Source organism: Microcoleus sp. N3A4, assembly GCF_036701805.1.
Lineage (GTDB): Bacteria > Cyanobacteriota > Cyanobacteriia > Cyanobacteriales > Microcoleaceae > Microcoleus.
This window is the reverse complement of sequence record NZ_JAUBRJ010000009.1, coordinates 34,955-55,576: the sequence shown is the minus strand read 5'-3', so window position 1 is coordinate 55,576 and position 20,622 is coordinate 34,955. Positions and strand designations below refer to the sequence as shown.

Here is a 20,622-nt window from a genome sequence, read left to right as displayed (position 1 = left end):
CCCCTGTCTCATAGCTAAAGTCCCGTAAAAGAGGACTAAAATAGATAGATATAGAGCTCGTATTTCCAGTCGGTTTTAACCGACTTTAGCTATGAGGCAGGGGTTTAAACCCCTGCCGGACTGCCGGATTACCCGACTGTCCAACTGCCGGACTGGCGAGAAAACTGCCTTAATACCAACTATAAAATTATGTGCGGACGATACACTTTAAATACTTCAGCTAAAATCATCGCCGAATTCTTCAAACTTTCGGCAGTTCCCGACATCCAACCGCGATACAATATCGCCCCAACTCAATCAGTTGCCACAGTAAAAGTTGAGCCAGAAAAAATGCAGCGACAGTTTCAATTTATGCGCTGGGGTTTGATTCCAAGTTGGGCAAAAGACATGAAAATAGGCAGCCACACGATTAACGCGCGATCGGAAACTGTAGCCGAAAAACCAGCTTTTCGCAGTGCCATCAAACACAGGCGGTGTTTGATCGTCGCTGACGGCTTCTACGAATGGCTGCCGCAGGGCAAGAAAAAACAGCCTTATTATTTTCAAATGGCAAACAGCGAACCTTTTGCTTTTGCCGGTTTGTGGGAAAATTGGGAATCACCAGAAGGCGAAAACATTGTATCTTGCAGTATAATTACTACCGCTGCTAACTCCACAGTGCAGCCCGTGCACGATCGAATGCCGGTGATTCTCTCCGACAGCGATTGGCAACAGTGGCTAGATCCTTCTGTTAAAAATGCTCAGGAAGTTTTGCCGCTGTTAAAGCCGTATGCTTCCGAAGCCATGAAAGCAAAGGCCGTAAGTGCGATCGTCAACAGTCCAATCAAAGACAGTCCCGAGTGCATTCAAGCAATTGAATAAACCTATAATTAAGCACCGCCTGCTGTAAAACCAGGCAAATAAACTTGCTTTCACTATAATCATTGGAGGTGACAAAACCGAGATAGTGCGAGTTATAATCTAAGATAATTTTTGAGTTGTAGCTTTGGTTCTATCAGCCACAGTTTAACTCAGTTGTTATTTTCTCAAAGACTTTTCTTCATGTTAAAATCAGGGGCAAAAAAAATATGATCGGATACGTTACACTCGGTACTAACGATATTGAAAGTGCAGCCAAGTTTTATGATGCTTTGCTTGCTGAAATTGGGGCTCGACGATTCATGGAATTTGACGGATTTATCGCATGGAGCGTTTCTCCAGATCGACCAGCACTTGCTATTACAAAACCATTTGATGGTAACACAGCAACTGTTGGCAATGGAGTAATGATAGCTCTTCAAGTTGACAGTCCAGAAAAAGTCAACTTAGTTTATAACAAAGCGATCGAACTTGGGGCTAAGGATGAAGGAGCCGCAGGGCCGAGAGGCGTGTTGCCGGGGTTTTATGCGGGATATTTTCGGGATCTTGAGGGGAATAAGCTGAACGTGTTTTGTATGATTGGGCCAAACACTTAAGATTTTTATTTTTCGTGAGGCTCGCCGAAAACCAGCTATTTCCGATTGTTAGCTATTAGTTATCAATCCCTAAATAAGAGTTGATAACTAATAACTAATGACTAATAACTAATGACTAATGACTAATGACTAATGACTAAATTAACTCTCGTACATCCGCGCTTCAGCCGCCTCGGGATTTTCCTCGCAATACTCGTCAAAAGCCGTTTTCTCAAGCTTGATCGATCGCTGGTGAGAAGCCTCAGCCTGCATTTCCTCTACAATATCCCACGCTACCGCGCACTCTCTAGCAGTAGCGCCTTTCTCGGCACAGATAGTTCTGGCATCCGCGATCGCCTGTTCGATTTCTTCCTCAAATAAAATACTTTTCGGCTTTTCGACAAAATCGCTTTTTGTCAAGATATCGGTTACTGAAATAATGCCCAGCAGTTTGTCTTTAATCACCGGAGCTCGGCGGATTCGGGTATTGGCGAACAACCTCGCCACGTATTCCACGCCCAAGTCGGGATTCACCGTGATGCACGGTTTGGTCATAATCTCGAAGACGCGGACTTTCTGCGGGTCTACTCCGTAGGCTGTTACTTTGTAAACAATATCCGTTTCCGTGACAATGCCGTAGGCGTCTTGTTCGTGGCGGCGTTCCACAATTAACGCGCGCAAACACAGTTCGTTCATCATCGCCACTGCTTCAGCTACAGTTGCCGAACCGCGAATGGTAACAACTTCTGTGGTCATAATATCTTGGGCTTTCATCATCATTTTTTATTGCTTCCTGCTGATAAAGTCTAGTGCGTCCGGATTTTGGCCCGGAAATTTGATTTGCTATCATCTTGACACTTCAGGACTGAGACAACTGTTACGATAAATCAAGGATGGCGACTCTCCCCATCTCCCACTCCCCTCTTCTTTCACTCAATTTTCCAGTCCCCGACTCAAAGAAGCAAAAGTTAATACAAACTAACCAACTCCCAACGCTCTCGCAGATCCCCGCCTCTGTTGACACTCCCCAGCGTTCACGCACGGGGATTCTTTAATCTACGACATGACTTGCTCAGGCAGGATTTCTCCAACAAAAGTAGAGGTCTCATCTCCTAAAGAGTTCCTTGGCTCAAGACCAAAGGTTCCGGTATGCCCTACCGTACCCAATCCCCGACTTAGGATATTTCTAGCTGCATTTTCATCTCTATCTATCACACAACCACATTCACAAACGTGTGTTCGGGTGGATAGCGTTTTCTTCACAATTTCACCGCAACTAGAGCATTCTTGGCTTGTATATTGCGGATTAACCGCCACCGTCACCTTCTGAAATACTTTGCCAAAGTATTCAATCCAGATACGGAACTGATACCAAGAAGCATCGTTAATAGACTTAGCCAGACAATGATTTTTTACCATATTTTTAATTCTCAAATCTTCGTAAGCTATCAAGTCGTTTGACCGAACTACGCACCTTGCAAGTTTCACTGCATGGTCTTTACGTTGCCTACTTATTTTGAGGTGGCGCTTACCTAAAATCTGTCTAGCTTTGCCTCTATTTTTTGAACCTTTAACTTTTCTAGAGATCCGACGTTGACAACTTTTAAGAACTTTTTCACCTTGGCGGAGGAACTTAGGATTTTCAACCGTCATTCCATTAGAGTCGGTGTAGTATTCTCTCACCCCAACGTCTAACCCAATAGTATTGCCAGAGGGTTCTATATTTTCCTGTTTGTAAACATCAATGCAAAACTGAACGTATACACCATCTGCACGTTTCACCAATCTCACCCGTTTTATTTGATTAATTTGGTAGAATTGTAGATCCCGTGTTCCTTTCAGTTTTAATTTCCCTATCCCTTTTTTGTCTGTAAAAGTTATGGTTTTCCTGCGATCGCCAAGTTTCCATCCAGTCGTTTTGTAGTCAACAGAACGGCAGTCTTTCTGGAATTGTGGATATCCTTTTTTTCCAAAATTACCTTTTTTGCAGTTGTCATAGAATCGGGAGATAGAAGACCATGCTCGCTCGGCGCTGGCTTGTCTAGCCATTGAGTTAAGTTCCGAAGCAAAGGGAAATTCTTTTGCCAACACAGCACAGTATTTATTTAAGTCGTATTTATTCACTTTTTGGTTGTCCATCCATAGCCGAATACAGCTATTTCGGACAAATTGAGCGGTACGAATCGCTTCACTTACTGCGACAAATTGACTGGGTTTTCCGTAGGCTTTGAACTCAAAAACTAGCATGACTCTACCTCCGGTCTTATGCTACACTGTCTAGCATAGGATTTTTGATTGGTTCTCAAAACTTTACAAAAGCCGTCAAGCTGATGACGGGGTTTTAAACTCAATTTTCTGATAAGCTTGATGGCTGGTAGTGCAAAAAGCACAAGGCACGCAGGACTTAGTTGGGAGTATATAGTTCGTGGACAATGTAATCGGTTTAGAGATTATCGAAGTAGTTGAGCAGGCAGCAATCGCTTCCGCTCGCTTGATGGGCAAAGGCGAAAAAGATGAAGCCGACAGAGTGGCTGTAGAAGCCATGCGGGAGCGCATGAACAAAATTCATATGCGCGGTCGCATCGTGATCGGCGAAGGCGAACGCGATGACGCACCCATGCTTTACATCGGAGAAGAAGTAGGTATTTGTACCCGCGAGGATGCCAAAGATGTCTGCAACATAGATGAATTGATCGAAATTGACATCGCTGTTGACCCCTGCGAAGGTACTAACCTAGTTGCTTACGGTCAAAACGGTTCGATGGCAGTTTTGGCAATATCTGAAAAAGGTGGTTTGTTTGCTGCTCCCGATTTCTACATGAACAAATTGGCTGCTCCTGCGGCTGCTAGGAATCATGTAGATATTCGCAAAACGCCAACCCAAAACCTCCATATTATCTCTGATTGCCTCGGCCGCAGTATTGAAGATTTGGTGGTGGTCGTGATGGATCGCGATCGGCACAAAGGTTTAATTAATGAAATTCGGCAAGCGGGTGCAAGAGTTAGACTGATCAGCGACGGCGACGTTTCGGCAGCGATTTCTTGCGCGTTTTCTGGTTCCAACATCCACGCACTTATGGGTATTGGCGCTGCACCCGAAGGCGTGATTTCCGCAGCGGCAATGCGCTGCTTGGGCGGTCACTTCCAAGGGCAGTTAATTTACGATCCGGCTGTTGTCAAAACTGGTTTGATCGGTGAAAGCAAAGAGAGCAATATCGCCCGCCTGAAAGAGATGGGCATCACAGACCCGGACAAGATTTACAATGCTGAAGAGCTGGCATCTGGAGAAACAGTTCTGTTTGCAGCTTGCGGGATTACTCCCGGAACGCTGATGGATGGAGTTCGCTTCTTTGGCGGCGGCGCTCGCACTGAAAGTTTGGTAATTTCTTCTCAGTCGAAAACTGCTCGGTTTGTCGATACAATCCATATGTTTGACCAGCCGAAATCTCTGCAATTGAATTAGTGATTAGTTAGCGGTTAACAGTTAAATGTTAACAATTAAAAGTTAACGGTTAACAGTCGCCGGTGATTAGCAATTAGCGATAAACTAAGAACTAATAACAGGTGACTGTTAACAACTAAGAAAGAAATAGTGACAAATCACAGATATGAATATTGCAGTCGTAGGTCTCAGCCACAAAACAGCGCCGGTTGAAGTTCGCGAAAAACTGAGCATTCCAGAACAGAAAGTTGAAGCGGCGATCGCCCAATTGCGAGGCTACCCCCACATTCAAGAAGTTGCCATCCTCAGCACTTGCAACCGCTTAGAGATTTATATTGTTACCAGCGAGTCGGAGCCTGGTGTGCGAGAGGTGATCCAGTTCCTTTCGGAATGCAGTAAAGTTCCTTTGCAGTCTTTGCGCCCTCACCTGTTTATTTTGCTGCACGAAGATGCGGTGATGCACTTGATGCGAGTGGCTTCTGGCCTCGACAGTTTGGTGCTCGGAGAAGGACAAATTTTGGCTCAGGTAAAACAAACTCACAAACTCGCCCAGCAGTATAAAGGTGTCGGTAGAATTTTAGAGCGCTTGTTCAAGCAAGCTCTCACAGCAGGGAAGCGAGTTCGCACGGAAACTAGCATCGGTACCGGTGCGGTTTCGATCAGTTCGGCGGCGGCAGAATTGGCTCACATGAAGGGTCAGCATTTAGCAAGCAGCCGGATTGCTATTATCGGTGCTGGCAAAATGTCGCGGCTTTTGGTGCAGCATTTGCTCTCAAAAGGAGCTAGCCATATTTCGATCGTAAATCGATCGACCCGAGGTGCTGAGGAATTGGCGAGCCTCTTTAAAGATGCTCAATTGCACCTATATCCGCTCTCGGAAATGATGCAGGTAATTGCAGGTTCTGACTTGGTTTTTACCAGTACGGCCGCTACCGATCCGCTGTTAAATAAAGCTAAATTGGAAGCAGTTTTAGACCCGAACCGCCCTTTGATGTTGGTGGATATTTCTGTGCCGCGCAACGTCGATTCTGATGCGAAGGAACTTGCTAATGTAAAGTCGTTTAATGTGGACGACTTGAAAGCAGTGGTAGCTCAAAATCACGAAAGCCGCCGCAAAATGGCAATGGAAGCTCAGGGCCTGCTGGAACAGGAAGTAGAGGCTTTCGATCTCTGGTGGCGCAGTCTGGAAACTGTTCCTACTATTAGCTGTTTGCGGGATAAGATAGAATTGATTCGGGAACAAGAGTTAGAAAAAGCTTTATCGCGTCTGGGCTCTGAATTTTCGGAGAAACATCAAGATGTGATTGAATCTTTAACAAGGGGGATTGTGAATAAAATTTTGCACGATCCGATGGTACAGTTGCGCGCTCAGCAGGATATTGAGGCGCGGCGGCAAGCGATGCAAACTTTGCAGACGCTGTTTAATTTGGATGTGGATGTCAATCAGCAGTACAGCTAGTTTGTCATTAGTCATCGGTCATTAGTCATTAGTCATTAGTCATTAGTCATTAGTCATTAGTCATTAGTCATTAGTCAGTTGACAGGAAAGCAGTTAGCCGTTGACTGGAAAGCAGGAGGGGAGCATCCCAATTTGGTAAAAAGCGTTTTTTAGGAGCGCTCACGTCGTCCATAGCGAACGGCATAGGTCGTTCGCTATGGACGCTCGCACTCTATATCATCCAAATATATTATTCTGATGCAACCGTCCACGATCTGAAAGCAAAAATGGGATGCTCCCAAGCAGGAAGCAGGAGTCATATTATGTCCGGTCAATTACCATGAATAAAAATGCCTCCAACCCTTGCTGTAAAAGCATCGTTCGGGATGGGCAATTGCTCGGACTTGATATCAGTTATCATTCAACCAATAACTAATGACTAATAACTAATGACTAATAACTAATGACTAATAGGCGAATTTATCAATTAATTTTAGTGCTTCTAGGGCTGTGGCTGGTTTTTGAGTTTGCCTCCGGTATTGCGGCAGAAATTCTCTGGTTTCAGGAAGTTGGATATCTTCAGGTTTTTCTGTTAAAGCTGAAAACTCAAGGGTTGCTGGGGACGATCGCAATTGCTGTTTCTTCTGCCTTTTTCTTCGGCAATTTGGCTTTAGCCCGCCGCCTGCAACATCCCGCCGAGGAAATCAAATCGCCGGTTGCGGCGGCACTATTCGCTTCACTGAGGGCGAAAAAAACGGGGAAGAATTACGAATTACCTGTTGCTAAATCTCAAATTACCTTTTCTTGGCTGCTGTTGGCGGTATTCGGATTGAGTTCGATCGCAACTTTGACTGCAATTCACTGCGGGCTGTTAGCTGCAAGCAGCATCACCTATTTCGGTATAGCTGACAATTTACCTGCACCGCCCGTGCAGTTGGGAATAGAGTCAATCCAGCAAATAGCAGTGCAGCTATTTTCTCACTGGTGGCAGTTGGGCTTGCTGCTTGTCACAATCTTAGCTGTAGCAATTAAGCCTGATTTTTGGCTGCGGGCGATCGCCCTTTTTCTCAGTTTGGCGATCGGGCTGATTGCCGTCAGTCGCTGGACAAAAGTTTTGCAATATTTCCACCCTACTAATTTTAACACAACCGACCCTCTTTTTAATCAAAATATTAGCTTTTATGTATTTATTTTGCCAATCTTAGAGTTGCTAGGCTTCTGGCTGACAGTTGTATTTTTGTACGGTTTAGTATCTTGTGCTTTAACATATTTGCTGTCGGGAAATAGCCTGAATCAAGGGATATTTTTGAGGTTTTCTCGATCGCAGCAGCGGCACTTGTACGGATTGGGTGCAGCTTTAATGCTAGCCACCGCATTCAGCTACTGGCTTCGGCGCTACGCATTGCTGTATTCCCGGGGAGACGTTACTTACGGGGCAAATTATGCTGACGTGACAGTGCGGCTGCCCTGCTATGGATTGTTGAGTATTTTGGCAGGGGCGATCGCACTTTTGATGCTGTGCCAGGTTTGCCAATTCAAAATTAAAAATGAACTCATAAAAAAAATAATTTTAGCGTGGCTAGCTTTATTTTGTTTGGGAAGTTTACTGCTGCCCAAAATTGTGCAGCAACTCATAGTCAAACCCAACGAACTAGCACGAGAACAGCCGTACATCCAGCGCAGTATTGCCTTTACTCAAGAAGCATTTGACCTCAAAAAAATCGAAATCAAAACTTTCGATCCAGCCGGAAAACTTACATATAAAGACTTAGAAAAAAATCAACTGACTATTAGCAACATCCGCCTCTGGGACAAGCGACCGCTGCTGCAAACCAACCGACAGTTACAGCAAATCAGACCCTATTATACATTTCCTGATGCCGATATCGATCGCTACACAATCAAAAACGAAAAAGCTAAAAAGAGAGATGCTGAAAGCCAACAAGTGCTTCTGGCAGCACGGGAATTAGATTACACAGCAGTTGCCCCCGAAGCTCAAACTTGGGTGAACGAACATTTAGTTTACACTCACGGTTACGGCTTTACTCTTTCTCCCGTAAATACAGTCGGTGTGGGCGGTTTACCCGATTATTTTGTCAAAGATATTGGAGTTGCAGCCCTGAAAGGAGAGACTGCTTTGGAAGTAACGAGCGATCAAATTCGAGTCAGTATTCCGCTCGCCTATCCGCGAATTTACTACGGCGAAGTCACCAATACCGACGCGATGACACAGACAAAAGTCAAAGAATTCGACTATCCCAGCGGCGAAGACAATGTTTACAATACTTACAGCGGTAGGGGGGGAATTGCGATCGGTTCTATGTGGCGGCGCTTGCTGTTTGCTAATTATCTCAAAAATTGGCAAATGGCGCTTACCCGCAATTTTACGCCAGAAACTAGATTGCTGTACCGCCGAAATATTAACAAAAGAGTCCGGGCGATCGCTCCTTTTTTGCGCTACGATTCTGACCCGTATTTGGTAGTAGCAAACGCCAATCTTAGTAAAGATGATATAGAAAAAGACGGGGATACAATTGATATTAAAAAGCAGCCTTCCTCCTCACAAACCAATAATTCTTCCAACTATCTTTACTGGATCGTGGATGCCTATACAGCGAGCGATCGCTACCCATATTCCGATCCAGGCCAAAATGAATTCAACTACATCCGCAACTCAGTAAAAGTCGTCATTGACGCCTACAACGGGTCTGTGGACTTCTACGTTGCTAACCCTTCCGATCCGATGATCGAAAGTTGGATTAGTATCTTTCCTGGACTCTTTAAACCCCTTGACAAAATGCCTCTGGCTATCCGCAAACATATTAGGTATCCAGTAGATTTGTTGAGCATTCAATCCGAACGCTTGCTAACTTATCATATGGAAGACCCGCAAGTATTTTACAATCGGGAGGATTTGTGGCGAGTTCCCAACGAAATTTATGGCAGCGAACAGCAGCCCGTAGAACCGTATTATTTGATTACGAAACTGCCAACGGAAACAGCAGAAGAATTTATTTTGCTGCTCCCATTTACACCAGTAAGTCGCAACAATTTAATTGCTTGGATTGCAGGGCGATCGGATGGTGGTGATTACGGAAAATTGCTGCTGTATCTGTTTCCCAAACAGCGATTAGTTTACGGCCCGGAACAAATAGAAGCTTTAATTAACCAAGATCCGGTTATTTCCGAACAAATTTCTCTCTGGAATCGCCAGGGTTCAAAAGCAATTCAAGGAAATTTATTAGTCATTCCAATTGAACAATCTTTGCTGTACGTAGAACCTCTTTATTTAGAAGCCGATCGCAATAGTTTGCCAACTTTAGTCAGAGTTATTGCTGTTTATGAAAACCGCATCGTCATGGCCGAAAATCTCGACTTGGCACTGAAGGCACTTTTTCAGGCAAAATCTACCAATAAGCCCGCAATTGTGCGACCTGTAGAATGAATATCACCGGCTTTAAAAGAGTGAATGAACTCTTCTAGAATGCTCTTGACGCAGAGAGAAGAGAAAGCGAGAAGATCGGAGAAAGATAGAAAGTTATTTAGGTTTATGAGTATTGCGATTTCTGTTAGTTAGCAGCCTTAATATCCTGCTAAGCTGTTGCGGCATTTAAATTGTCTGTCAAAAAACAATCAAACAATGAGTGGGGTGTCCCGCCCGCGTCGAATATGCAATTTAAATGCCGCAACAGCTTATCCATCATGAACTCATATTGTAATTGAGCAACGCAGTTTTTATATACAGCATATTCCATGTATGTGCGGTACACACAATGTTGTAGTAAGGTGCGTCGCTTTCAGAGTAAATCTGCAAGTTCCATTGAACCTTCGGCAGCGACGCACCCTACATAACACGTACCACACAATATAGCTTTATAGTGTACTTCACGAACCACCGAATATGCTGTATATTCCCGGAGCTGGCTCATGTTTATTTCGGGTAAAATTTCATGATAATTTAAGAGCGATCGGTCAACCATTTATTTTTGGGAGATGTCTAATATACAAATTAAATATTTGGTTTAGCTCACCATTTGGGCGATCGACTTAACAAGGCTGTAGCTGCCTCGCTATCGAGAGGTTTAGAGAAGAAATACCCTTGACCGTACTCGCAGCCGATCGCCCGCATTTGAGCCAATTGGACGGCGGTTTCGACACCTTCTGCCACTACCTCCATCCCCAAACTGCGCGCCAGCATGACGATCGCCCGCACGATTTCCAAATTTTCGCCGGTTTCTCCGATGCGGCTGACAAAAGAGCGATCGACCTTTAAAATATTAATTGGGAACTTGTGCAAATAACTCAGAGACGAATAACCAGTCCCGAAATCATCAATGCACAGCTCAATCCCCAACTCTCTCAACTGCGAAAGCATCGCCGCCGCCGCTTCCCCATCTTCCATCACCACACTCTCAGTAATCTCCAACTTCAAACAGCGAGCGTCAACCCCCGTTTCCAGCAAAACTTGCTTAATTTGCTCGATCGACTCCGGTTCCGAAAACTGCCTCCCGGAAAGATTTACTGCGACTGTCAGCCGCGAATTTCCCGCAGGTAAATTCAAATTTTGCCACTTAATAATTTGGCGGCAGCTTTCGTTCAAAACCCACAAACCCAAAGGCGTAATTAACCCTGTTTCCTCCGCCATCGCAATAAATTCCATCGGGGAAACTAAACCCCGTTCCGGGTGCAGCCAGCGCACCAACGCCTCAAATCCTATAACTGAGCCGCTTTTCAAACAAACTATCGGCTGATAATAAACAGTAAAAGGACATTCCAATTTAAAAGGAGCAAATTGCGATTTTGGACGTTCCAACTTCCGATCTATTTCGCTCATCGGCGAGTTTTCCGGCGTCGCCCCACCTCCGAAATCCACTATCGAATATTTCAAATTCAGTTCTTCAACCGACTCGCGCAAATCGTGTTCCAAGTGCATCAAAGCCACAGCCCGAGTGTGCATCGCACTGGTAAATACTTCGTAGCGAGCTTTACCGAGAGCTTTGGCGCGGTACATCGCAATATCAGCATCGCGCAAAATATCTCCCGGCCACTGATATTTGTCGTTACTCAAAGCAATGCCGATGCTAGCAGTAATTAAAACTTTATTACCTTCCAAATAAAGCGGTCGTTCGATCGCCTTGAGAATTTCCTTTGCTTGGGCGATCGCCTCATCAACACCGTGAATTTCCTCCAGCAAAATCACAAACTCATCTCCCCCCAGACGAGCCGCCGTATCGCCAGGCCGCAAACAAGTCAAGAGACGGCGAGCCACAGCCACCAACAGCCGATCGCCCGTGCGGTGTCCCTGACTGTCATTAATCACCTTAAACCTGTCCAAATCCAGAAACAGCACCGCAAAGTGATAGCTCGGATGCCGTTTGACGCGCGCAAAAGCTTGCCCCAACCTGTCAGTCAACAAAGCGCGGTTCGGCAACTCCGTCAGCGCATCGTGCAAAGCATCGTGCAACAATTGTTCTTCAGCCACCTTGCGCTCAGTCACATCGTGACAGTTGACCACAATTCCCCGCACCGAAGGTTCGTCGAGCAAATTCGTCGCCACCGCTTCCAACACGCACCAGGAACCGTCCTTGTGCTGCACTCGGTATTCCGCCAATCCCACGCCAACTCTCGGCATTTGGATGACACCTTGGAACACTTGATCCACCATTGGCAATTCGTCAGGGTGAATCAAGTCAAATACAGACCGGCCGAGAACTTCCGCCGTCGGGTAGCCCAAAATCCGCTCTTGGGAAGGAGAAACATAGCGGCAAAAGCCTTTCTCGTCGAGAATCACAATAATGTCTCTAGCATTTTCAATCAACGATCGAAAGCGCTTCTCGCTTTGCCGCAGCTCTTGTTCCGTGCGCTTGCGGTCGGTAATATCGGTATTCATGTAAATCAGACCGACAATTTTCCCTGTGGGGTCTTTAATAACATCGGCCCGCAGCAGCACTTGCAAAATTTTGCCGCTTTTAGTGCTGTTAGTAACTTCACCCGACCAAGAATAACCCTGGGCGATCGTGTCGAGTACCTCCCTTGCGACTGCGGAGTCAGCAAAAACTGTCGCTATACCTCCAGCGAGTTTAAATTCCTGTGCGGTTTCCCATTCAAATAGCTGAGAAAACGCTTGATTTTGATAGATGTGAGTGCCGTTCGCATCGCTGATGCCGATCGCGTCGCTCGAACTTTCCAGCGCCTTGCGAGTCAGCACCAGAGCTTCTTCTGCCCGCTTGCGCTCGGTAATGTCAATCCCTACCAGACAAGCTGCTTTGCCCCGATCGTACTTTTGAGCCACAATCAAATAGTGTCCCGCCGACTGTCCGCCGTCCGTTTTCACCTTAGCGCTGAGTTCTTTAACCGCGTCTGTAGCGTCGCCGGCAAAAAACTCCACCACAAAAGAGTGAAAATTCGAGCTAGTGCCGAGAAAACCGATATCTTGACCGACAAAGGCCGACGGCGACAAATCGTGCAGTTTAGCTAAGTGGCGGTTGACGCCCAAATAGCGCAAATCCGAGCTAATCCAAGATACTATGCCCGGAACTGCTTCCAAAATCGTTTGCAGTTGGTCGTTAGCTTGCTGCAATGCTTCCTGCACTTCTATGCGTTCGGATAAGTCGAACTGAGCTCCGACGAAGTGAGTCAAATTACCCCTGTCGTCTCGCACCGGAGATAGCGACAATTTGTTCCAAAAAGGAGTGCCGTCTTTGCGATAATTTTTGATTGTCACCTGCAGTTCTCGACCTTGGCGCAAGGCGTCGCGGATGTTAGCTACGGTAGTGCGATCGGTATCGGGGCCTTGCAAAAATCGGCAGTTGCGCCCCAAGATTTCATAGGCACAGTAACCTGTCATCCGTTCAAAGGCCGGATTGCAATAAATTATGGGACAGTCGGGTGCATTGGCGTCAGCAATCACAATGCCGCTGCTAGTAGCTGCCAAGGCTCGATCGCGCAGCCACTGTGCATCTGACGCAGTATGGCGATCGTCGGCCCCCCCCACTTCACCTAAATTAGAAATTGACTGGTTCTCCCGATCTCCCATCAGCCGAACTTTCAAGCAAACCTTTACAATTTCCGAGTTGCTTCTTACTTTAACGTTTTTCAGGACTTGCGCCACGTAAATTGTATCTTGGTACATAAGTAAGCGGGATTTCACGTTAGTTGTTAGTTTTATTTTCTACGCTTGCTGTTCGGTATTTAAAAAAGCACATATTCACTTCTGCAGTCAAAACCCTCTCTCTTCTCTATTCCTCTCCCCCTCAGACTCTTTCCCCCTCTCCCCTTCTCCCCGCGCCCTGGCGATCGCGATCTGCAGCAGCTTATTTAGCAGGAGTTGCAGCTTGAGAGCTCGGCGGCGCAATATTAATTAAGGGCAAAGTTCCGCCTCCTCCCATTACTGTCGGAAACTGGCCGTTCCATTTTTCAATCGCTTGCTGCTGCAAAATTTCAGAAGTTAATGTTTGCCGCTGCAACCGTTGAGCTTCTGCTTGACCTTTAGCGCGGTTAATTTGGGCTTGAGCGTCTTGGGTGGCTTTTTGAACTGTAAATTCTGCTTGTTTGGCTTCTTGTTCTGCTATCTGTTTGGCTTCGATGGCTTTGCTAAACTCTGGAGAAAAGCCAAAATTTATCAAGGAAACATCTCGGACAATGACGCCGTAAGGTTCCAAACGTTTTTTGAGGGTGTTGTCTATTTCTGTTTTTAGTTCCGTGCGCTTAGTAATAATTTCTTCTGCTGTTTTTTTAGAAGTTGCTGCTTTGAGAACTTCGGAAATTGCCGGAATGAGAATGCTGGTGACAATTTGCTCTTCGTCTCCTATTTGTTGGAAAACTTGGTTAGCTTTTGCCGGGTCAACGTTCCAGTTGACTGCCAAGTCTGCAGTCACTTTTTGCAAATCTTTGGATGCTGCATCGGCTTTCAAATCTGTTTTTTGTACCCGCACGCTGAGAGTTTTTACAGAGGTGACGATCGGTAAAATCGGATGGATGCCTTCATCTAAAATCGCGTTTTGAACCTTGCCGAAGCGCATCATGATGCCGCGTTCGCCTGCACCGACGATCGCAAAAGGCTTTAAGATTAGGGAGGCGATGACTAGGACAATGCCACCGACGATATAGAGACTCAGGTTGTACCGAGATGTTTTCATGGGAAACTTTACTTGTATAATATGGTTAATTTTTAGTCGGCGATCGATCGCTCTTATCCAAGATAATAACTTGCCATTTAGGGTGTAACAACTCATAAATTCATTGATTTGATTCATAAAAGTCATAGGCTTTTGAGTGTATAAACTCACCTCTAGAGTCACAAATAAAAAACTCTCGCTAGATAAATTAACTCTCTTCAAAAATGGCAATTCTGTTTTGTTGAAATTAATTAATAAATGTTTCAAATGCTGGACAAACGAGATAATTTTAGGTACAGAAGGAGCGAGGCGATCGCGGCAACAGCCAAACAGAATTTATAGCGACAAACGATAAAAATCCGAGTTGAAAAATGCCTGAAAATAAGTTAAGCTTAGATGAGAACGGTTGAAGAAAGATTGAAATGTTGCAGCGACACCCTTGGCCGCAGACAATTGAAGAGGCGATCGCCATTCAAGAACAGCTCCGGTCAGAGGTAATTACCGAAAATCAACTGGAGACAGTTCGCTACGTCGCAGGCGTGGATGTCGGCTACGACAGTGCAGACAGCGTATCCATTGCCGCTGTAACAGTTCTGAGCTTTCCCGACTTGCAGTTGCAGCAGCAGGCTGTAGTCCGCAGTCCTACAACTTTTCCTTATGTTCCGGGTTTCCTGTCTTTTCGAGAAGTGCCTGCAGTTCTCGATGCTTTAGAAAATATCAGTTTGAGGCCAGACTTGATATTGTGCGACGGTCAAGGACTCGCGCATCCCCGCAGGTTCGGTCTTGCCTGCCATTTGGGGGTTTTGACAGGAATTGCGACGATCGGAGTTGCCAAAACTCGATTTATTGGAGAACATTCAGAAGTCGGGCTCGACCGGGGCAGTTGGCAGCTATTGCTGCATGATGGCTTAACCGTAGGCGCAGCGCTGAGGACGCAAACAGGAGTAAAACCGATTTATGTTTCGATCGGTCATAAGGTAAACTTGGTAAGTGCGATCGAGTACGTCCTGCGCTGCGCCCCGAGATATCGCTTACCAGAAACAACTCGATCGGCAGACAAACTCACATCGGGATAAGTGCCAACCCCGGAAGGCATCAAAAAAATGAAAAGTAAAAAGACAAAAAAAGCATCTGTCTTTGCGGTTTTAATTTTTGAGGTGTCGCCGTTAAGTCGAAAAATCCTCTGAGTGTATCGCCAATCAGCTTTGGGTTCCATCCTTCCAGCGAACTAAAGAATTACTATACCTGAGAAAGAGGTATAAAAGTTGGGGGGTTTCTAGAATGATTGAAAGACAGTAACCTGCTTAAACATTGGCGGCTCTAACTATAGTACCCGGGCGTGAACTATTTTTAGTTCACATTTGTAAATTATGAAACAGTCATCCTGCGAGTTAAACCAAAAGCTTAGATTCGTCTGACGACGTTTCATGATTTACCGTCGGATATCTCACCACTGCCTGGGAGTACCCACGACAGTGGGAGGCGAAGGCGCGAGCGAGCTAAAAAATCAGAAAAAAAACAAGGAGACAGTCATGGCTGAGAAAAGCAAACGCGGATTCGCTTCTATGGATGCAGAAAAACAGCGCGCAATTGCTAGCAAAGGCGGAAAAGCTGCACACGAGAAAGGAACTGCCCACGAATTCACCCCTGAAGAAGCCAGAGAAGCTGGCCAAAAAGGCGGCGAAGCTGTCAGCAGAAATCGGGAACACATGGCTCAAATTGGTCGTGAAGGCGGCCGGAAAAGTCGTAAAAGCGAATAACTCTCTCAACGCTTTCCCTGCAACATAAAGATTGCATAGTTGCAAATGGAGAGACAGCACTAGGATACTGAGCGTTTGAGGAGGTGGGGCGATCGAATTTTCCGAGGGAGTTCGATCGCCCAACCTCCAAAAAACCCCACTAGCGCACCAAAGCTTCGCAAATCTGAAAACCCGACAGCAATTAGTTTTGAGCAATCGCTGGCAAATCTTTAACGGTAAATCTTTAACAAAGCTGCACTGTGGTCAAGAATTTTGCGGGAAAGAAAAGCTGGCAAGCGCGAGTCAGTATCTCAAAAAAAGCGAATACGATCGCTAAAAGCCCCGAACTCGGGGCTTTTTTGTTTAGCTGCACATAATATTTTCAGAACTTCGATCGAGTCCGCCTCAATAATTCTAATTAAGTTTTTTGGTGAGGAAGTCCGTCCTCAAAATAAATTAGCTAATATTTTTCTATATTTTTCAGCAAACTATACAATCATGACAAACCAGCTCACTTTAGCATGGACAGAGGCTGGGGTGCGTCAAACTCAGACGATTCAAAACGGACAGCCGAGCAAAAATCCGGGAACCGTCAAGCTCGGGCGCGATCCGGCGAAGTGCGATATGGTATTTTCGCATCCCAGCGTATCGGGTCTGCACATTGAAATATTTTTTAATCGGGAATTGCAGGAGTATGTAGTGCGGAATTTGCGCGAAAGCAATCCGCCGCTGGTAGACGGAAAAATTCTCGCCCGAGGCGAAGCAAAATTGAGACCCGGAAGCCGCATCCATTTAGGCCAAGTGCAAATCGAGGTAGTGGAGGTGACGGAGATGCAGGTAGCGGCGCCGCAGACAGTTTTGCTGTCCGGGCCTCCCGCACCGGGTAACTCTGGGCCGACGGGGCCTTCAAAATATGGTTTGCAGTGTCCGAAGTGCAGCCGAATTTCGCCTTACGCGAATTTGAGTGCGGGGTGTCCGTGGTGCGGTACTTCTTTGGCTGCGGCGGTGAGTGTGATGCTGTCTCCGTGAAACGTTGGAGAACGGGAGAATGAGCTAATCGCTCTTCTGCTTAGAGTGACACAAGAGCGATAAACTGGTTGTTCAATGTCAGACAATGATGGTTTTGCTGGTTGATAAGTATCAGCAATCATTCCTGCCACTAAATCCACCATAAAATTAGCTACACTTCGATGTCTTGTCTGTTCCATTTGACATAAATTTTTCGGCGTTGCTGAATTAGGGTACTATAAATTTATAGAACCCATTTGACATCTTTGAGGCTGCGAGTCGATCGCCTGTTCTCTGTCGATCGTCCGTTGTCTGTCGATCGTCCGTTGTCTGTCGATCGCCAAAATATCTCAAATGGGTTCAAAGAACCGCTATTGACAGGATGCTGTTTTAGATATTGCCCTTAAAGTCAAGTACAATTTATACCAAATTAGATGAGCTTACCCTGGTTGTAACCCAACGCCAATAAATTAGTAGCAATAAAGTCTTGCTGCCAATCGTCACCGTTCAGTTCACTGTCCATCTTTTTCTAACAACTGCCAAAGCTGGATTTGATAACAGAGATTTGGTTTAGGCATTGGGAGAATAGGGTAATACCAATTCTCGCCTCCAGAAAGCAACAATGATGAGTGTGGGTTTGTTTGCGCTCACCTGAGCTCCGGGTGCGTCGCTCAAAGATTGTGGATATTCTTTAAGATTTTTGAGGGCGACGCACCCTACATATACTGTTGCATGAGTTTTGAGAATTAGTATAAGTTTTAGGAACTCTGGCTTGGTGAGAATTCGTCCCAGCGTCTACAGACTTGTTCGTAACAATCAGCAGGTGCGATCGCCATTTTTCTTAATAAATTGACCTCGATTTGACGGTTAACTTTCAGCACCAGCAGAATATCTTGCTCGGGATTGTAGGTGGCAACTGTTGCTTGAATAGATGAAATAGCCTCTGAGTCAAGGGAGAGCGATCGCAAGTAAAACCCCATCAAATTCGAGGGGATAAACTGGATTGCGAACGGAACTGGTTCAAGATTTGTAATTGTAGAATGAATAACTTGAGTATCCACATCACAAACCACAACTCCCCGTCCAAAAGACAGAAATCCCTTCCATCCTGTATAACCGATCGTCAGCAGATTTGTGTGAATGAAGCCATGTTGCCAGTAGCCAAAGTTTCCCTGCCAGATGCTATTTTCCGGTCGCATTTACTTCCTCCCGCAGCGTTTTGGCAGCTTCCACCATATTTTTCAGTGCCGGAATTACTTCTTCCCAACGCCGTGTTTTCAGGCCGCAATCGGGATTCACCCAAATTTGCTGCACAAGTAAATTGGCAATTCCAGTTCGCAACTGCTGCAAAATCTGTTCTGTTGTTGGCACGACTGGACTGTGGATGTCATACACGCCGTTACCCACTTGATAGGTGTAGCCTGCGGCGATGATTTCATGCAGCGTTTGGTTGTTGCTGCGACTATTTTCAATCGAAATCACATCGGCATCTAACCGTTCAATGTCTTTGATAATGTCGCCGAATTCGCAGTAGCACATATGCGTGTGAATTTGAGTTTGGGGATGAGCGACTGCGGTTGCCAAACGAAACGCATCTACTGCCCAAGACAGGTATTCACTCCAGCGTTCTACCTTCAGAGGTAAACCTTCGCGTAATGCGGGTTCATCTACTTGAATTATCCTCGCTCCTGCTGCTTCTAAGTCTGCCACTTCATCGCGCAAGGCCAGCGCAATTTGAAACGCTTGTTCCTGTCGAGAAATATCGGTGCGCGGATATGACCAATTTAAAATTGTTACGGGAGCTGTTAGCATTCCCTTAACTGGTTTTTGCGTCAATGATTGCGCTACTTTAAACTCGCGTACCGTCATTGGGGCAGTGCGAACGACATCACCGTAAATAATCGGCGGACGCACGTACCGACTGCCATAGCTTTGCACCCAGCCATTTTGCGTGAAGGCAAATCCATCTAACTGTTGTCCAAAGTATTCCACCATATCGGTGCGTTCAAATTCGCCATGCACTAGCACATCCAGCCCAATTTCTTCTTGGAGTTTAATGCTGTCGGCAATCTCAGTATCGATCGCTGCTTCATACTCTGGCTGACTCAATTCACCCTTTTTATACCGTACTCGCAGTTGTCGCACTTCTGATGTTTGAGGAAATGAGCCGATCGTTGTGGTGGGAAAAATGGGCAGAGAAATCTGTTTTGACAGCCGCAAACCGTAGGATAATTCCCGTAGAAAGTCATTTGTCGTAATGCTTTTCATGCGTGACTGCACGGCAGGATTGGCTGGACTAAATTGCTCGAATTTTGTCCAGGCATCGGTAATCTTGGCGCGATCGCTCTCAGTTTCTTCTCCTGCTAAACAGCGTGCCAAAAACTTCACCGCTTGCAGTTTTTGTTCGGCAAAACTCAACACATTGCGGAGAGGTTCTGGCAACTTTGTTTCCCGTTTGGAATCGTAGGGAACAAACTGCAATGATGCCGACGGCTGAATGACGATATTAGGCGTAATTCTTTGAATGTCTTGCAGCACTGGCAGCAATTTTTCTGGACGGATTTGCCAGATGTTGCGGGCATCCACAATGCCAACACCCAGATGCTTATCTGGGGGAAATCCATATTGCTTGAGTAAATCTAAATTGCGTCCGCGAGTGAAGTCTAAACTAATCGCGCTAACAGGCAATGCCATCACCCAAGAATAAGTTTCACCCAAGTCATCAAAGTAAGTGACAAGATGCAGCGGTAAATCGAATTTAGCAAAGGCTTGATAAGCAGTTTGATAGTGTGCTTTGAAATTGTTTGCATCTCCCAGAACTAAGGCAGGTTCATGTATCTGCACTTCGGCAACGCCAAGGGCTTTTAATTGCGTCAAGAGTTCGATGTAGCGCGGCAGCAATTGCGCTAGAGAATCGTCCATTGCGCCATCTAACCGACTCAACCGCAGTAGGGTACAGGGGCCAAGAACGATCGGCACTGCCCGCTCCCCTAACGTCGCTTTTGCCCGCTGCACCGTCTCCAGAAAATCGCTGAAATCTGCTGGTTGCAGTTGGGTCGGAATTTCTGGGACGAGGTAGTGATAGTTGCTATCAAACCATTTGGTCATCTCTAGGGCCGGAATTCCTGCTTTGCCCCGTGCCATTGCAAAGTATCGATCGAGTCCTGATAACCCCTGAAAGCGTTTGGGAATTAGACCTAAACGAATTGTCCAGTCAAGCACGCGATCGTAGAGTGTGGTATCGCCTGCACCGATGCGATCGATGCCTGTCTGTAGCTGTGTTTTCCAATTTTCTATTTCTACAGTTTGAACAGTGGACAGTAAAGTATCTGCCTCTAATTTGCCACTCCAAAAACCTTCCAAAGCTTTCTTAACTTCACGGTTTTTACCAATGCGGGGATATCCAAGAGTTGCCGTTAAAATTGACATAATTGCTCCTAAGTTG

General features: G+C 45.9%; 14 protein-coding genes and 1 pseudogene. 8 read left to right on the top strand and 7 right to left on the bottom strand.

The window, feature by feature from the left end:
- Positions 1-189 precede the first annotated feature (189 nt).
- Together QUA56_RS07750 and QUA56_RS07745 are read left to right on the top strand one after the other, a co-directional pair.
- Positions 190-861 (top strand): SOS response-associated peptidase, encoded by a 672-nt coding sequence (locus tag QUA56_RS07750; protein WP_333355390.1) that lies wholly within the window; start codon positions 190-192, stop codon positions 859-861.
- Positions 862-1,067: 206 nt separating this feature from the next.
- On the top strand, positions 1,068-1,454 hold the full coding sequence (locus QUA56_RS07745) for a VOC family protein (protein ID WP_333355388.1): 387 nt from the start codon (positions 1,068-1,070) through the stop codon (positions 1,452-1,454).
- Positions 1,455-1,595: 141 nt separating this feature from the next.
- On the opposite strand, the gene QUA56_RS07740 is transcribed toward QUA56_RS07745, so the two are convergent.
- Positions 1,596-2,213, bottom strand: coding sequence for a CP12 domain-containing protein (locus QUA56_RS07740; RefSeq protein ID WP_333355386.1), 618 nt, complete (start codon positions 2,211-2,213; stop codon positions 1,596-1,598).
- A 276-nt stretch (positions 2,214-2,489) separates the two neighbouring features.
- The gene (locus QUA56_RS07735; protein ID WP_333355383.1) at positions 2,490-3,680 is read right to left on the bottom strand and encodes a transposase; all 1,191 of its coding nucleotides are present in this window, start codon (positions 3,678-3,680) and stop codon (positions 2,490-2,492) included.
- A gap of 178 nt (positions 3,681-3,858) precedes the next feature.
- On the opposite strand from QUA56_RS07735, the gene glpX reads away from it, so the two are divergent.
- The 3 genes from glpX (at position 3,859) to QUA56_RS07720 (ending at position 9,758) form a co-directional block, all read left to right on the top strand.
- Complete coding sequence (glpX, locus tag QUA56_RS07730) at positions 3,859-4,896, top strand: class II fructose-bisphosphatase (RefSeq protein WP_333355379.1); 1,038 nt, start codon at positions 3,859-3,861, stop codon at positions 4,894-4,896.
- Between the two features lie 145 nt (positions 4,897-5,041).
- Entirely contained in the window at positions 5,042-6,334 is a 1,293-nt protein-coding gene (locus QUA56_RS07725) for a glutamyl-tRNA reductase (RefSeq protein WP_333355376.1), read from the top strand.
- A gap of 442 nt (positions 6,335-6,776) precedes the next feature.
- On the top strand, positions 6,777-9,758 hold the full coding sequence (locus QUA56_RS07720) for a UPF0182 family protein (protein WP_333355373.1): 2,982 nt from the start codon (positions 6,777-6,779) through the stop codon (positions 9,756-9,758).
- A 582-nt stretch (positions 9,759-10,340) separates the two neighbouring features.
- Here the strand turns inward: QUA56_RS07720 and QUA56_RS07715 are convergent.
- Positions 10,341-13,445 (bottom strand): EAL domain-containing protein, encoded by a 3,105-nt coding sequence (locus tag QUA56_RS07715; RefSeq protein ID WP_333355370.1) that lies wholly within the window; start codon positions 13,443-13,445, stop codon positions 10,341-10,343.
- 181 nt (positions 13,446-13,626) lie between these two features.
- A complete protein-coding gene (locus QUA56_RS07710; RefSeq protein ID WP_333355367.1) occupies positions 13,627-14,568 on the bottom strand; it encodes a prohibitin family protein in 942 nt (313 codons plus the stop codon).
- Positions 14,569-14,852: 284 nt separating this feature from the next.
- Here QUA56_RS07710 and nfi point away from each other — a divergent pair, with 284 nt between their 5' ends.
- From nfi to QUA56_RS07695, 3 genes are all read left to right on the top strand, one after another.
- A complete protein-coding gene (gene nfi / locus QUA56_RS07705) occupies positions 14,853-15,506 on the top strand; it encodes a deoxyribonuclease V (protein WP_333355364.1) in 654 nt (217 codons plus the stop codon).
- 456 nt (positions 15,507-15,962) lie between these two features.
- Positions 15,963-16,190, top strand: coding sequence for a KGG domain-containing protein (locus QUA56_RS07700; RefSeq protein WP_015175252.1), 228 nt, complete (start codon positions 15,963-15,965; stop codon positions 16,188-16,190).
- Between the two features lie 477 nt (positions 16,191-16,667).
- On the top strand, positions 16,668-17,198 hold the full coding sequence (locus tag QUA56_RS07695) for an FHA domain-containing protein (protein ID WP_333355361.1): 531 nt from the start codon (positions 16,668-16,670) through the stop codon (positions 17,196-17,198).
- A gap of 59 nt (positions 17,199-17,257) precedes the next feature.
- Here QUA56_RS07695 and QUA56_RS36765 read toward each other — a convergent pair.
- From QUA56_RS36765 to metE, 3 genes and pseudogenes are all read right to left on the bottom strand, one after another.
- Positions 17,258-17,392, bottom strand: a pseudogene (locus QUA56_RS36765) (IS982 family transposase); the annotation flags it as partial.
- Between the two features lie 543 nt (positions 17,393-17,935).
- Positions 17,936-18,376, bottom strand: a complete 441-nt coding sequence (locus QUA56_RS07690) for a hypothetical protein (RefSeq protein ID WP_333355359.1) — start codon at positions 18,374-18,376, stop codon at positions 17,936-17,938.
- The gene (gene metE, locus QUA56_RS07685; protein WP_333355356.1) at positions 18,360-20,606 is read right to left on the bottom strand and encodes a 5-methyltetrahydropteroyltriglutamate--homocysteine S-methyltransferase; all 2,247 of its coding nucleotides are present in this window, start codon (positions 20,604-20,606) and stop codon (positions 18,360-18,362) included. The genes QUA56_RS07690 and metE overlap by 17 nt, the downstream gene beginning before the upstream one ends.
- Positions 20,607-20,622: the final 16 nt, after the last annotated feature.

What these genes read in the sequence shown, in the direction of transcription:
- QUA56_RS07750 (WP_333355390.1), top strand. Translation starts at nt 190, where the DNA reads ATGTGCGGACGATACACTTTAAATACTTCAGCTAAAATCATCGCCGAA.
- QUA56_RS07745 (WP_333355388.1), top strand. Translation starts at nt 1,068, where the DNA reads ATGATCGGATACGTTACACTCGGTACTAACGATATTGAAAGTGCAGCC.
- QUA56_RS07740 (WP_333355386.1), bottom strand. Translation starts at nt 2,213, where the DNA reads ATGATGATGAAAGCCCAAGATATTATGACCACAGAAGTTGTTACCATT.
- QUA56_RS07735 (WP_333355383.1), bottom strand. Translation starts at nt 3,680, where the DNA reads ATGCTAGTTTTTGAGTTCAAAGCCTACGGAAAACCCAGTCAATTTGTC.
- QUA56_RS07725 (WP_333355376.1), top strand. Translation starts at nt 5,042, where the DNA reads ATGAATATTGCAGTCGTAGGTCTCAGCCACAAAACAGCGCCGGTTGAA.
- QUA56_RS07720 (WP_333355373.1), top strand. Translation starts at nt 6,777, where the DNA reads ATGACTAATAGGCGAATTTATCAATTAATTTTAGTGCTTCTAGGGCTG.
- QUA56_RS07715 (WP_333355370.1), bottom strand. Translation starts at nt 13,445, where the DNA reads ATGTACCAAGATACAATTTACGTGGCGCAAGTCCTGAAAAACGTTAAA.
- QUA56_RS07710 (WP_333355367.1), bottom strand. Translation starts at nt 14,568, where the DNA reads ATGAATCAAATCAATGAATTTATGAGTTGTTACACCCTAAATGGCAAG.
- nfi (WP_333355364.1), top strand. Translation starts at nt 14,853, where the DNA reads ATGTTGCAGCGACACCCTTGGCCGCAGACAATTGAAGAGGCGATCGCC.
- QUA56_RS07700 (WP_015175252.1), top strand. Translation starts at nt 15,963, where the DNA reads ATGGCTGAGAAAAGCAAACGCGGATTCGCTTCTATGGATGCAGAAAAA.
- QUA56_RS07695 (WP_333355361.1), top strand. Translation starts at nt 16,668, where the DNA reads ATGACAAACCAGCTCACTTTAGCATGGACAGAGGCTGGGGTGCGTCAA.
- QUA56_RS07690 (WP_333355359.1), bottom strand. Translation starts at nt 18,376, where the DNA reads ATGCGACCGGAAAATAGCATCTGGCAGGGAAACTTTGGCTACTGGCAA.
- metE (WP_333355356.1), bottom strand. Translation starts at nt 20,606, where the DNA reads ATGTCAATTTTAACGGCAACTCTTGGATATCCCCGCATTGGTAAAAAC.